Consider the following 13,460-nt stretch of genomic DNA (forward strand, 5'->3'; position numbering starts at 1 on the left):
CGAAAGGAAGGAATGGACGATGACGATCGGCTTAGTCAAACGACCGATTATGGATCCGGAGGCGCCGAACCGTTCGACGGGCATCATCAACGGCCGCTGCTCGAATGTGTTGAACTGGGACGATATTGCCTACCCATGGGCGTATGCGAAATATAAGCGAATGCTCGCCAACTTTTGGACGCCGTTTGAAATCAATATGGCGCAAGATGTGAAGCAGTTTCCGCAGCTGACCGACCGCGAGCAGGATGCGTTTTTGAAAATCATTGGACTCTTGGCGCTGCTTGACAGCATCCAAACCGACTACGCCGGACGTGTCGCTGATTACATTACGGACCCGAGCATCAATGCGCTCATGATCATGCTCGCCCAGCAGGAAGTCATTCACAACCATTCCTATTCGTACGTGCTCTCGAGCCTTGTGCCGAAAGCGAAGCAAGATGAAGTATTCGACTTTTGGCGGAACGAACCGACGCTGCGCAAGCGGAACGATTTTGTGACGAACGGCTACAAGGCGTTTGCGGAAGAGCCGAATGTGGAAAACTTGTTGCGCTCCATCGTTTTTGACGTCATTTTAGAAGGACTGTTTTTCTACTCAGGGTTTGCGTTCTTCTACAACCTTGCGCGCCAGCAAAAAATGGTGGCGACGAGCACGATGATCAATTACATCAACCGCGACGAGCACATTCATGTTGATTTGTTTGCGAAAATTTTCAAAGAAGTGTTGAACGAATACCCGGAGTATCGGACGCCGGAGCTTTCCGATTTTGTCCGTGAAACGTTTACGAAAGCGGCTGAGCTGGAAATCGAATGGGCCGGGGAAATCATCGGGAATGACATCGATGGCATCGACTTGGCTGATTTGGAAGCGTACATTAAGTTTTACGCCAACGTCCGCGCTCATCAGCTCGGTTTTGACCGCCCGTTTGACGGCTATCGGACGAACCCGCTCCGCTGGATTAAAGCGTATGAAGAAGTTGACCTCGGCAAATCAGACTTCTTCGAGCAAAAACCGCGCCAATATACGAAAGTGCAAGTGGACAACGGATTTGATGAGTTATAAATGAGAGAAGCCACGTTTGACAACGGTCAGCGTGGCTTTTTTGTCAGGCAAGGCCGTTCGCCTTTTGCTTGACTTGCCGTTTTTTGACCTACATTTCGCACCCTGAATAAAAATTCAAAGTAAGCCTGATTTTAACGAATAAAAATTAGTTATTTTACAATATTTGGAAAAACATTTATTTTTATGTGAATATTGAGATTGTTTTTTGTATATTATGCAAAGGTTGCGAAATATGAGTTTTGAACGAACAGCAGCGGGCGTTTTAGCAGGACAGATGATGCCAAGCAGTCTTGAAATGTGAGCGAACGATGTATCATTCAATGGGGATGGGACTTGGTGTTGCTGGCGCGCACAGTAGCCCACCTGATTCAAGGGTGAGCTGCTTCCGTTCAGAGCAGACATGGTTTGTGGCGATATCTCGTTTCCTGTTTACGGGAAATGACGACATTAAAGCAACTGTTCAAATGATATCTCCGAGCCACTTTTGGGCGTGCTGACGGCTGACGAGTTCGTCGAGCTGGCGGATTTTTTTCCATGCTAAGTCGTCGCTGATCGTTCGATAATGGTGGCGGCCGCCGGGCTCCTCGTCGGCTTCGTCGGCCCATTTGACGATGGCTTGGAGCGGCGTTCGTTTCCATTCTCCGTCTGGAAGGTAGGAATCGGTATGAAGCAAAATCGCCAGGGCAATTTCCTTAGCGTTTTGCGGATGTTCGCCCAGGCGGATCAGTAGCTTATGGGCGCGTTCGGCCCCTTTGATGGCGTGGATGTCGTTTTGCCGGTATTGTTCGTAGTCCCAACGGCCGTTTTTGTACCATGTGTAATGGCCGATATCATGAAGCAGTGCGGCTTTTGTCGCCAAGTCGACGTTCACTCCGTGGCGGAGGGCAAGGTGGTAGGCATGGTACGCCGCGGTGATGGCATGGGCGAGGCCGGATCGTTTTAAATATTTTTGCGCAATCGGATGGGCAAAGACGTCGGTTAAGGTGACCGTTCTCATAGGCATCCCCTCCGTTTTTTGTATTTCTCATCATCATACCATGGCGTAAAGAGTCAGGCAATGAGAGAAAGTAGGTGGGAGCGGTTGCATGGGAAAAAATAAGCCGATCGTGCTAAAATAGCGCTCGGCTTATTGGATTTGTGTTTGGCAGGCAAGCCGTTTGGCTGGTTGATCCGTTTTTTCGCGCTCGCGCCGCGTTTTCGGAGCGAGAAGGTGAGCGCCGGCGAGAACGGTGACCATGCAACGGCCACACGTTCCTTTTTTGCATTTGTGATCGAGCAGAACACCTTGTCCTAGGGCGGCGTCAAGAAGCGAAACGCCGGGGGCTGGCTGCACGGTGAACGTTTTCCCTTTTTGTTCGATTTGAATGACAGACGGCCGCACGGCGGACGGCCCATCGGGCTTAGGCGGCGCGGCAGAAATGGAGCGCTCCGATGGCCGGACGGCAGGCTTCAGTGAGCCGACCGTGAATGTTTTACCCATTTTTTTACACATCTCCTTTAAATTACATGGTTAGTTTGAAAATGAATCTCATTTACATCCGAATGAATGATTGGTATCATAATAGTAAAAGGAATTGCGAAAACGCCATCTTGGCTAGGGACAAGGGGGAGACACCATGGGCATTCCGATGAACGGACTGCGCGATATGAAAGCGATTTTGGCCAACGAGCGAAAAGTCGGCGGCGCGGTGGAAGCGGCGCTTCTCCGCCTCCGTTCCGGCGAAGAATATCGAAACGTCTGCATCGTTCATATCGATCAACTAGGCGCCCAATACTATTCGGTCGGTTTTGTGACCGAACAAGGGGAACGGCTCATCGTCAACGTTCATGACATCAGCGTCATCTCTGCGCCTGAACATAAAAAAATTCGTGAGCTGAACAACGCCGCTTATAAACGGGAAGCCATCAACAACAAGCGGCGCTATTTAAAACGCCTCTTTGAGATTTATGAAGGCAGTTATACCGTTCATTTTTGGCGGGAAGCGAAAATGATTATCGATGACATCGGTGTTGAGGCGCTCAGCCCCGAATTGTCGCTGCTCGTCTCCAACGTTCAAGGACAAACGGCCCGCACCGCTTAATGGGAAAATCAAGAAACCGCCCGGCGATCTCCCCTATCGTCCGGGCGCGTCTTCGTTAAAGGGAATTTGCTGTGCCTCGTTTTCATGGCGCGGATCGCTGGCCATATGCCGTTCTTGCTGTTTGATGGCAAGGGAAGCCCGCGTGCCGCTTCTCCGGATTAGGCGCTGCTCATGCTGACTCGTTCGGATCCTCGAGCGTGCAGATGGCGCTTGGACGTTTGATGCGCGGTACGACGGACTCATAGACGCGGAATAGGTAGTTCATATTTTCTGTGTCTAAAAACGCAGTTTGCATGTCGGCCGCGACAGCGAGGTCGATGTTTTGCCGCCCTGTGTCAATGACGACCCCGCGTTTGCCTTTAATGACCGGAGTTTGGTAAATGCCGGCGGTCATCAGCTCGCGGATGTGCTCAATTTCAAGCACGTGCGTTCCTTCATGGACGCGGTGGATCAACGCATACAATTCCGGCGACAAGACGAGCGCGTATGGGCCGGTATGGCCGAGCTGAAGCAGCTTGTTGCGTGCTTCGACGACGTCAGTAAAGGCGTTGCCCGATTTCATCCAATCGCTGCGAATGTGGGCGATTTTTCCTTTGACGTTCATAATGCCCGGCACATCAAATTCAGTTGAACCATTGAAAATCAAATCGTCCTCGAGCAGCGCGCACTGCTGGGCGGCGTTGGCGGCGGCGGAAAAGTCGATCGGGCTGCCGAGCTGTTTCGCCTGTTCAATGTCACGCCAGTACAAAATAAAGTCTTTATACAAAAGCGGGATCGTTAAATGCACGCGGCGCGCCGGCTCGGAAAGGCTCAGCTCTTTGCCGTGGAAGCTCATGTCCCCCTGTTCCGGGTTCATATAAATATCGTTGGCGACCGACTGGACACCTTCGCCGAGCGGACCGTACAAATCGATAAATCGGCGGCCGACGAGCTGGCGCCGCGCCGTTTCAATGACCAGTTCGTCAAGCTCGCCCCATTGGCTGCTTGTGAGCGGGGCTTCTGGATACAGCTTCGTTTTATCCATGTTTACTCTCCTTTCTTATCCGTGTTTTAAGCTGCCGACTGTCAGCTGCCGTCTTGTTCCGATCGATGGGCGGACAGGCGCCGGGTCGGAAGGCGGGACGGCGTACTGCGCCAGTTTCAAATGGTCTTTTTGATGCTCTTTTTCGTCAGTCGGCACCGAAGCGGCGAGGGAAACCGGCGCGTCCAGCGCGCGATTGAGCGTTTCGAGAGCGGCTTTCATCCGCTGGTAGTCCGCAGCGGTCATGTCGCGCAGTGCCGTAATGGGTGGTTCATGTTCCGTCCCTTTATAGTGGAAGAGGGACAAATCGAGATGCTCCAAAAAGTTGTGCAAGCCGAATTTTTCAAGGCTGATGTCTTGCAACAGGCGCAAAAAGTCGCCGTTTTCCCGCGATAAGAATGCTTCGTCCGCCAATGCCTCCTCCAACTTTGGAAGCAAGGCGGTCAAACGGTCAAACCGGTGTTCCTCTTCTTCGTAAATATGATGCCAATACAGCCGTTCATGGTCGTCCGCGGCCTTTTCAATCGTCGGCTCTAAAATCGCTTGAAACTGGCTGAGCGCCTCTTTCGACCGGCCGAGAATGGCGCTGACTTCCGCTAACGTGTCGTACAATGGACTCCCTCCTACACTATGATTGATTGTTATCATCTTTTCCATATTGAAAGAGGCATAAACATCTCGTCTTCCTTCGAACGTCACCTTTTCTCCTGGTCCGGAATAAAACAGAATAAGGAACATTGCCCACTTGATATGCGACGCGATTCCAGCGATAATGGAAACGATGTGGAATGAATGCCGCCAAGCGGCACGGAAGAAGTAAAGAAGGTGACAGAACGATGGAACATGCGGAACAGATTTATCAAAGACTCGTAGAGATTTGTGGAGAAAGAAATGTCCTTCGCGATGAGCCGATGAAAAACCATACATTGGTGCGGATCGGCGGCAAGGCCGATTTTCTCGTCTGGCCGGAGACGTACGAGCAGGTCATTGAGGTGTTGCGGCTGAAAGAAGAGTACGGCCTGCCGTTTACGCTTCTTGGCAACGGTTCGAACGTCATCATCCGCGATGGCGGGCTGCGCGGCATTGTCATGCAGCTGAAGCATTTGAACCGCATTTGGCGTGAAGGAAACAACGTGATCGCACAAAGCGGGGCGGATATTAAAGCGGTGTCGCGGTTTGCGTTGGAACAGCACCTCACCGGGTTGGAGTTTGCCTGCGGCATTCCGGGATCGGTCGGCGGGGCGATTATGATGAACGCCGGAGCGTACGGCGGTGAAGTGAAAGATGTGCTTGACCATGTCAAAGTGGCGACGCTCGCCGGTGAGTTGAAAACGCTGAAAAATGAGGAGCTGGAGCTTGGCTATCGAACAAGCTTGATCAGCCGGACGCATGATATTGTGCTTGAAGTGGTCTTTGCGCTCCGGCCGGGAGACTATGCGCAAATCAAGGCGAAAATGGATGATTTAACCTTTCAGCGCGAATCGAAACAACCGCTTGAGTATCCGTCGGTCGGAAGCGTGTTTAAGCGTCCGCCGGGCTATTTTGCCGGCAAGCTCATCCAAGACAGCGGCCTTCAGGGAAAAGGATTCGGCGGTGCGGAAGTGTCGACGAAGCATGCAGGATTCATTATTAACAAAAACAATGCGACCGCTGCCGATTACATTGCGACGATCGAAATGGTGCGCAAAACAGTGAAAGAAAAATTCGGGGTCGATCTGGAGTTGGAAGTCAAAATTATTGGCGAGGAATGACAGAGGATCTGAATCCGGTTTGCGGGTTCGGATTTTTCTCATTTCGACGAGAGGAAAAATGAAACAAACCGCAAATAGGTAAGAAAAGGGGTTATGAATGGGGGAAGAGGATGAACCTTTATTTCATTATCAATCCAGCCGCCAAAAACGGCCGGTCCGTGTCCATTTGGAAGCAGCTGCAACCGCTGCTGGATCGGGAAGGAATCGCCTATCAGGCATATTGGACGAGCCGAAAGGGAGAAGGAAAGGAAATCGCCCGACGAATCGGCGAGGAAAGCGTCGAGCCGACGGTGATTGCGGCGGTCGGGGGCGATGGGACCGTGCATGAAGTGGTGAACGGAGCGGGTTCGTTTCCGCACGTTGCGATTGGCTGCATCCCCGCCGGAACGGGAAACGACTTTGTCCGCGGTTTCCGTCTTGCCCGAAAACCGAAACAGGCGCTCCAACGACTGTTGAGTGACGTTCGATCCGGCAAGGATTTGGCTTTCGATCTCGGCCGTTTTGCCAGCAGCGCCGTGCCCGACGGCGTGTTTGCCAACAGCATCGGCTGCGGTTTTGACGCCCATATCGCCCGCATGGCCAACCGTTCAAAATGGAAAGGGAGGCTGAATCGTTTTGGACTCGGTTCGTTCATTTATGTGTTTTATTTAGTAAGAGAGTTGTTTCGCTATCAACCGGTTGACCTTGATATTTGTGTGGATGGACAGAATTATTCGTTTTTGAAGGCCTGGCTGGCAACGGTTTCGAATCACCCATACTACGGTGGGGGAATGCGCATCGCTCCGTCCGTCCGGGCCGATGACGGCTTGCTTCATGTGACGGTCGTCGGGCCGATGCCGCGTTGGAAAATTCTTGCGCTGTTTTTAACCGTATTTTGGGGCGGGCATGTACGAATGAAAGAAGTTTGCGTGTTCACTGGTCGGAACGTGCGCATCCGCCCTGCCGCTCCTGTCCCGATCCACGCGGATGGCGAGGATGCAGGAGAAGGGGAAGTATTTGCTTGGATTGAGCCGGGGCGTTTGCGGGTCATTGGCGTGAAAACGAGGTGAGTGATTCACTCGTATACTGCAAGTAGACGTAAGGAGGGCGAGGCATGGGGAAGCACTGTTGGCTTTGCCCTGCGCGATGGATTGCTGGCGGCAATCAAAGCGCATTTGATTATTCGCTATGGCATCGAGGCGTTTGACCGAGCGATTGTGATTCGCGAAGTGATTAGCTGGGGATTTACGATCCTCTATGTTTTGGGGTTTATTAGAATTTCGAATATTCTGAATGACGGAAGCAAGAGCAAGGAAGCGAGCGGTTAAGGCGGAGGTGAAAGAACAATGGAACGACGATGTCCATTATTGTCAAGGAGAAAGGGCTGTTTCCCGTTCGCTTCGGAAAACAGCCCTTGCTTTAGCAACAGCTTCAAAAACGGAACTTATTTTTTGTTCTTTTCTTCCTTGTCTTGTTTTCTATGGGCCGGCGAATGGTCGTTTTTCACCTGCGGTTTGGCTGTTTGTTTCGGAGGTTGTGAAACAGAGACAGAGGCGCGGAACGCTGCTTGCTGCTTTCCGGCTGCCGCTGCTTGATGTTCCCGGCCGTTTGCTTTGGCGCTCGCGGCGACACCTTGGCGGACACTGCCCTTTGCTTCCGCTTTTATGGCTCGCGTCAGCGACGATTTCGTGTCTGCTTTGGCGGCGGTGTTCGTTTGTTCATCTAGACGAACCGCTGTATCGTCTTCCACCGGTGCAGCGGCTGGCTTTTCTGTTTCGATGGATTCAGGAGCCGTTGGTGCGCTCTCGTTTTTCGCTTCCTCCGTTTCGCCGGCCGGTGCTGTCGGTGCTGTTTGTTCATCGCCTATTTCCTCTACTTGGCTGCTTTGTTCTGCCTGTTTCGCCAGCCGCTTTTCGATTTTATTTTCCAGTTTTTGTTTCGCTTTTTCAATGTTGCGGGCGAGCACCTCTTTGGCGCGCGGGTTTTTCACCCGTTCAAGTGCGGCTTGCAAGGCCGTGATGTTTTGCGAAAATTTTTCTTCCAGCTGTTGGCGCAATGCTTCGGCATCAGGTTTTGCGGTTTCCCCGCTTGGTTCATCCGCTTGTTTTGTTTTTTCATACACATTCCATGCTTGATCTTGTTGTTTCAGGGCATTGGCGAGCACTTCTTTTGCTTGCTCGACGTCTCCGCGTTCAAGCAGCGCCTTTGCTTCGGCTAGCCGCTCTTCAGCGAATTCAGCGAGCCGTTTCGCCTTTTCCGCATCGTCAAACGTGAGGGCAAGTTCGATTTTTTCCATCATGGTTTTGACAAAGTAGAAAAAGTCGCCTGGCAACAAAACCGGGACGTCGTGGTTGACACCGGCATCTGCTTCGGTTGCCGTGTTGCCGTCTGTTTTCCCCTCGATTCCTGTGCTGGCGAACACCGCCGGGCTGTAAGGAGTGAGCGCAACAGCAGCGGCAAGTGCGCTTGTTGATAGTATGCGAGGGAGCGAAAATCGCTTGTTCATCACCATCGTTCCTCCTTTTGCTTTGGGTTTCGTTATAACGTTTTCGCAGTTGACCCGTCTGTTTTCGACTGTAGGCGCGAAAAATCAGGCGAAAGAAGCAGAAAAATAGGAAAGAAAGGGAAACGGTGAGATTCCCTTCACGGTTTGGCAGTTAGCCGCCTGTTTGGTATAATGGAAACAAGTTTGGTAACGACGATATCCAAGGCGACTCCTGCCAATCCGTTTGGTGGGAGTTTGTTTTTGCGATGAGCGCCTAGTGGGGCTGACGGGATAAGGGGGCACCGGCCAATGCCATGCCGGGCGAAAACGAAAGGAGCAAACCGGTCATGACGGAGCGGGTGGATGACATTGTTGATGTTTGTTTATTAGCGGGAAAATTGATGCTTGAAAGCGGTGGGGAGACGTACCGGGTGGAAGATACGATGGGGCGTATCGCCGCTTCGTTCGGTGTTTCCCGCTCACACAGCTATGTGACCCCAACGGGCATCATGTTTTCCGTTGAGGGAACGAATGTAACACGGTTTATTCGCATTTCCGAGCGTTCGACCGATTTATCCAAGGTGGCGCTTGTCAACCACATTTCCCGCCGCATCAGCAGCGGCGAACTGTCGCTCGACGGAGCGCGCAAAGAACTGGAACGCGTTCAGCAGCTGCCACTCGGTTATCCGCTTTGGCAGCAAACCGCTGCCGCAGCGGCGGCGAGCGCTTGTTTTGCCTCGCTGTTAGGCGGCATGAATCATTTTCTCCCTTCCCTTCTTTCTGGTGGAATGGCGTTTTGGTGTTTTGAAATGATGCATCGGTTCGTGAAAATCCGATTCTTCGCTGAATTTTTTGCCGCTTTTGTCGCCGGTGGGATCGTGCTGTTGATGGAAAGGGCCGGATTTGTCAGGGACGTAGGAAACATGATGATTGGCTCGGTGATGCCGCTCGTGCCGGGGCTGGCGATTACCAATGCGGTGCGCGATTTAATGGCCGGCCATTTGATCGCCGGTTTGTCGCGCGGTGCTGAGGCGTTTTTAACCGCGTTTGCGATCGGCACCGGCATTGCCTTTATTTTATCGATTCGTTAGCAGGGAGTTACCGATGATGATTGTGCAGCTGTTGCTTAGCTTTGTGGCGTCATCGCTGTTTGGCGTCATTTTCAATATTCCGAAACGATTGCTGCCGCACAGCGGATTTGTCGGCATGAGCGGCTGGGCGATGTATATGGCCGCCGCCCGGTCGGGGGTGGACGGTGTCGCCGCCACGTTTGCAGCGGCGTTTTTCGTCGCTTTTGTAAGCAACGGGTTCGCCCGCCGCTATCGAACGCCGGCGACGATTTTTATCGTCTCTGGCATTATTCCCCTTGTGCCGGGCGGAACAGCGTTTGAGGCGATGCGCCATGTTGTCATGAACGATTACAATGCGGCCATTTCACTAGCGGCAAAAGCGTTCATGATTTCTGGGGCGATTGCGATGGGGCTCATTTTTTCTGAGGTCGTCAACCAACTGGTCAAGCGCCGCCCTTAACTGCGTGTAGTTGTTTTTTCCAATCATTTGCCTATCGTTGTATTTGTTTGCTTGAATATTATAATGAATATAACCATGTTTTTTCTATTGATTTTAAACAGCGGGGGAGAGCGGGATGAAAGAAATTGTTCAGCAGATGAAAGCGGAGCTATGGGAGATTTTCGATCACCTTCATCGTCATCCAGAAATCAGTTGGGAAGAGTGGCAAACGACCGAATTTCTCCGCCGAGAGTTGGAGCGCGAAGGGTATCAGGTGCGGACGTTTGCCGATTGTCCGGGTGTGGTGGCGGAAATCGGCGCCGGGCCGTTTACGGTTGGGGTGCGCAGCGATATGGACGCCCTTTGGCAAGAAGTGAACGGCGTTTGGCAGCCGAACCATGCGTGCGGGCATGATGCCCACATGACGATCGTGCTCGGGGTGGCGAAACTGCTTCGCCGCATCGGCTATGAGCCGCCGGGGACGCTGCGGTTTTTGTTCCAGCCGGCTGAGGAAAAAGGCACGGGGGCGCTGAAGATGATCGAAAAAGGAGCGGCTGATGGCCTAACGTTTTTGTACGGCGTTCATTTGCGCCCAATTCAAGAGGTAAAAGGCGGTTATGCGTCTCCAGCGATCATTCACGGAGCGGCGCAATGCATCGAGGGGCGGATTCGCGGCGTGGCGGCGCATGCCGCGCGGCCGCATTTAGGCGTCAACGTCATTGAAGTCGGCAGCGCCATCGTGCAGGAGCTCGGCAAAATTCATATCGACCCACAAGTGCCAGCGTCGATCAAAATGACGAAGTTTCACGCCGGTGAAAAAGATGCGAACACGATCCCGGACTACGCGGAATTTGCCCTTGATTTGCGGGCGCAAACGAACGAGGCGATGGAGCGGCTCGTCGAGGGGCTGCGCCATGTGATCAATGGGGTCGCTGCGATTTACGGAGCTGATATTGAGCTTGTTGAGCGGACGCGCATCGTCGCCGCTGATCCTGATCCAGATGCTGTGCGGCTGATGGAGGAGGCGATTATCACGACTTTGGGGACGGAAAAATGCGTTCCGCCGGTCGTGACGTCGGGAGGAGAGGATTTCCATTTTTATTCCTTTAAAAAACCGGAGCTGAAAACAACGATGCTCGGATTGGGCTGCGACTTGCGTCCAGGGCTCCATCACCCGAACATGACGTTCCGGCGCGATGATTTGCTTTCCGGCGTGGAAATTTTGGCGCGGGTTGTGATGAACACGTTTGCGACGTTTGCGCCGCAGGGGGAGAACGAGCGTGCCTCTGTCGCTGCAAATCATTGAGACGATCGAACAGTTGAAAGAGATGGCCAGGCTTGAGGAGGAGATTTGGAAAACGGCGCCGGTTCCGCTCCATCAAACGCTGACGGTGGCGAAAAACGGGGGCATTATCATCGGGGCGTATGCGGACGGGAAGCTTGTCGGCTTTGTCTACAGCTTTCCTGGGTTTCGAAATGGGGAATTGTATCTTTGCTCCCATATGATGGGGATTGCTGAATCGTTTCGTGATCGTGGCCTCGGCTATCGCTTGAAAATGAAACAGGCGGAAGAAGCGCGGCGGCGCGGTTATCGAGTCATCCGCTGGACGTATGACCCGTTGCAAAGTCGAAACGGCTATTTGAACTTGGCGAAGCTTGGGGCCCTTGGCGTCGAGTATGTGGAAAACTGCTACGGCGAAATGAATGACGCGTTGAACGGTCAACTGCCGTCCGACCGCTTCATTGTCGAATGGCGGCTTGATGAGCGTCCGACCGGGGAGCGGAGCTTGGCTAAAGCTGATCTTCTCAAGGCCAGAAGTCTGACGGTGCTCGAGGCAGGTCAAAGGGCTGACGGTCTGTTGCGGCCCTTGCTGAGAGACATCGATGAAACAGCAGCACCGCTGTTGTTGGCTGCTGTTCCGCTTGACTTTCCGCAGCTGAAAGAGCGGGATCTCGCGCTGGCGCTTGAGTGGCGGCTGGCGACGCGCGCTCTGTTTCAGCGGCTGCTTGCGGAAGGATGGATTGTCTTCGATGCTTGGCGCCGCCTGGAGGAAGGGGTGCTTTATTACATATGGAAGCGGCGGAGTGAACGATGGCAGCAGAAAGGGGAAGAGGAATGGCGATCAACATCGAGTACGTCATATTGCGCCATTTGCAAATGGAGTTGAAGGCGCCGTTTACAACGAGCTTCGGCACGTTTCAAACGAAAGAGTTTATTTTAGTGGAGGCGGTCGACTGCGATGGCGTTTCCGGCTGGGGCGAATCGGTTGCGTTTTCCGCCCCGTGGTACAGCGAGGAAACGGTGAAAACGAACTGGCATATGCTTGAAGAGTTTCTCGTGCCGCTCTTGTTTTCGAAGCCGCTTAGGCATCCAGCGGAATTGCCAGAGCGATTTGCCGCCATCCGCCAAAACAACATGGCGAAAGCGGCGCTTGAGGGAGCGGTATGGGATTTGTATGCCAAGCGGCTCGGCGTCCCGCTTTGTCAAGCTCTCGGGGGAACGAAAAAGGAAATTGAAGTCGGCGTCAGCATCGGCATCCAGCCGACGGTTGCCGATCTGCTCCAGGTGATTGAGCGGTATGTGGCGCAAGGGTACCGGCGGATCAAAGTGAAGATCAAACCGGGATGGGATGTTGATGTCATTCGCGACGTGCGGCGCGCGTTTCCCGACGTGCCGCTCATGGCGGATGCCAATTCGGCGTATACGTTCGCTGACGCCAAGCGGCTTCAGGCGCTCGATGAATTTGGGCTGATGATGATCGAACAGCCGCTCGCCGCTGAGGATCTTGTCGATCACGCCCGGCTGCAGCCGCTTCTTCAGACGCCGATTTGTCTTGATGAAAGCATTCGTTCCTATGACGATGCGCGCAAGGCGCTTGACCTTGGCAGCTGCCGCATCATCAACATCAAAATCGGGCGCGTCGGCGGGCTTTGGGAGGCGAAGCGCATCCACGATCTTTGCGCTGAGCGCGGCGTTTCGGTCTGGTGCGGGGGGATGCTGGAAGCAGGGGTCGGGCGCGCCCACAATATCGCGATCACGACGTTGGAAAACTTCGCGCTTCCCGGCGACACCGCCGCGTCGTCCCATTATTGGGAGCGGGATATTATCACACCGGAAGTCGAGGTGCAAGGCGGCTTGATCCGCGTGCCGAACGCCCCGGGCATCGGCTATGAAGTCGACCGCCGCCAAGTGGAGCGGTATACGCAGTTTGCGAAGGTGTTTCATCGTACGGCGACGGCATAAAGGATGATAAAAGGGAGGCGATGTAAAACGAAATCGACATTCTGCCAATGTTGTTTTGGGAGTTCTTGAAGACTATCAAGGACAGGGCATTGCCACTAAACTATTCAACAAAGCGTTTGAGTGGGCAAAGGAAGTTGGAATTTCGAGATTAGGACTTACGGTCATGAAAGGGAACGATAAGGCGTTCAACTTATATAGGAAGATGGGATTCGTATTAGAAGGCGAGAGGGTTCAATCATTAAGAGTGGGCGGAGAATTTGTCAATGAATATTACCTATACAAACTGTTGTAACGCCAATTTGGGGCTGACCCAAAACGCATTCGCGTTTT

At 53.1% G+C, this 13,460-nt stretch carries 15 protein-coding genes and 1 pseudogene; 11 read left to right on the forward strand and 5 right to left on the reverse strand.

What is annotated here, in order from left to right:
• The first annotated feature begins 19 nt into the window (after positions 1 to 19).
• Positions 20 to 1,060, forward strand: a complete 1,041-nt coding sequence (locus GT3570_RS04410; protein ID WP_014195238.1) for a ribonucleotide-diphosphate reductase subunit beta — start codon at positions 20 to 22, stop codon at positions 1,058 to 1,060.
• Positions 1,061 to 1,520: 460 nt separating this feature from the next.
• Here GT3570_RS04410 and GT3570_RS04415 read toward each other — a convergent pair whose 3' ends face one another.
• Positions 1,521 to 2,057, reverse strand: coding sequence for an HD domain-containing protein (locus GT3570_RS04415; RefSeq protein ID WP_062898484.1), 537 nt, complete (start codon positions 2,055 to 2,057; stop codon positions 1,521 to 1,523).
• Between the two features lie 129 nt (positions 2,058 to 2,186).
• Entirely contained in the window at positions 2,187 to 2,540 is a 354-nt protein-coding gene (locus tag GT3570_RS04420) for a 2Fe-2S iron-sulfur cluster-binding protein (protein ID WP_021321427.1), read from the reverse strand.
• Positions 2,541 to 2,676: 136 nt separating this feature from the next.
• Here GT3570_RS04420 and GT3570_RS04425 point away from each other — a divergent pair, with 136 nt between their 5' ends.
• On the forward strand, positions 2,677 to 3,141 hold the full coding sequence (locus GT3570_RS04425) for a hypothetical protein (RefSeq protein WP_011230416.1): 465 nt from the start codon (positions 2,677 to 2,679) through the stop codon (positions 3,139 to 3,141).
• 169 nt (positions 3,142 to 3,310) lie between these two features.
• Here the strand turns inward: GT3570_RS04425 and GT3570_RS04430 are convergent, their stop codons facing one another.
• Positions 3,311 to 4,165: a family 1 encapsulin nanocompartment shell protein gene (locus tag GT3570_RS04430; RefSeq protein ID WP_013523227.1), complete on the reverse strand. Its 855-nt coding sequence runs from the start codon at positions 4,163 to 4,165 to the stop codon at positions 3,311 to 3,313.
• A gap of 15 nt (positions 4,166 to 4,180) precedes the next feature.
• Entirely contained in the window at positions 4,181 to 4,774 is a 594-nt protein-coding gene (locus tag GT3570_RS04435) for an IMEF encapsulin system ferritin-like cargo protein (RefSeq protein WP_014195239.1), read from the reverse strand.
• Positions 4,775 to 4,998: 224 nt separating this feature from the next.
• On the opposite strand from GT3570_RS04435, the gene murB reads away from it, so the two are divergent.
• The 3 genes from murB (at position 4,999) to GT3570_RS17795 (ending at position 7,220) form a co-directional block, all read left to right on the forward strand.
• A complete protein-coding gene (gene murB / locus GT3570_RS04440; RefSeq protein ID WP_021321426.1) occupies positions 4,999 to 5,913 on the forward strand; it encodes a UDP-N-acetylmuramate dehydrogenase in 915 nt (304 codons plus the stop codon).
• A 110-nt stretch (positions 5,914 to 6,023) separates the two neighbouring features.
• Complete coding sequence (locus tag GT3570_RS04445; protein WP_023633960.1) at positions 6,024 to 6,962, forward strand: diacylglycerol/lipid kinase family protein; 939 nt, start codon at positions 6,024 to 6,026, stop codon at positions 6,960 to 6,962.
• Positions 6,963 to 7,220, forward strand: coding sequence for a hypothetical protein (locus GT3570_RS17795; protein WP_223812611.1), 258 nt, complete (start codon positions 6,963 to 6,965; stop codon positions 7,218 to 7,220).
• Between the two features lie 116 nt (positions 7,221 to 7,336).
• Here GT3570_RS17795 and GT3570_RS04450 read toward each other — a convergent pair whose 3' ends face one another.
• Entirely contained in the window at positions 7,337 to 8,398 is a 1,062-nt protein-coding gene (locus GT3570_RS04450; RefSeq protein ID WP_227016057.1) for a DUF5667 domain-containing protein, read from the reverse strand.
• 326 nt (positions 8,399 to 8,724) lie between these two features.
• On the opposite strand from GT3570_RS04450, the gene GT3570_RS04455 reads away from it, so the two are divergent.
• From GT3570_RS04455 to GT3570_RS04480, 6 genes and pseudogenes are all read left to right on the forward strand, one after another.
• Positions 8,725 to 9,468 (forward strand): threonine/serine exporter family protein, encoded by a 744-nt coding sequence (locus GT3570_RS04455; protein ID WP_011230423.1) that lies wholly within the window; start codon positions 8,725 to 8,727, stop codon positions 9,466 to 9,468.
• A gap of 13 nt (positions 9,469 to 9,481) precedes the next feature.
• Positions 9,482 to 9,907: a threonine/serine exporter family protein gene (locus GT3570_RS04460; protein ID WP_020279520.1), complete on the forward strand. Its 426-nt coding sequence runs from the start codon at positions 9,482 to 9,484 to the stop codon at positions 9,905 to 9,907.
• Positions 9,908 to 10,022: 115 nt separating this feature from the next.
• Positions 10,023 to 11,192 (forward strand): M20 peptidase aminoacylase family protein, encoded by a 1,170-nt coding sequence (locus GT3570_RS04465; protein WP_023634109.1) that lies wholly within the window; start codon positions 10,023 to 10,025, stop codon positions 11,190 to 11,192.
• Positions 11,167 to 12,054: a GNAT family N-acetyltransferase gene (locus GT3570_RS04470; RefSeq protein ID WP_062898485.1), complete on the forward strand. Its 888-nt coding sequence runs from the start codon at positions 11,167 to 11,169 to the stop codon at positions 12,052 to 12,054. The genes GT3570_RS04465 and GT3570_RS04470 overlap by 26 nt, the downstream gene beginning before the upstream one ends.
• The gene (menC, locus tag GT3570_RS04475) at positions 12,003 to 13,130 is read left to right on the forward strand and encodes an o-succinylbenzoate synthase (RefSeq protein ID WP_062898486.1); all 1,128 of its coding nucleotides are present in this window, start codon (positions 12,003 to 12,005) and stop codon (positions 13,128 to 13,130) included. Before GT3570_RS04470 ends, menC begins: the two co-directional genes overlap by 52 nt.
• Positions 13,131 to 13,173: 43 nt before the next feature.
• Positions 13,174 to 13,422, forward strand: a pseudogene (locus GT3570_RS04480) (N-acetyltransferase family protein); the annotation flags it as partial.
• Positions 13,423 to 13,460 lie beyond the last annotated feature (38 nt).

Origin of the sequence: Geobacillus thermoleovorans (assembly GCF_001610955.1) — a bacterium.
GTDB lineage: Bacteria > Bacillota > Bacilli > Bacillales > Anoxybacillaceae > Geobacillus > Geobacillus thermoleovorans.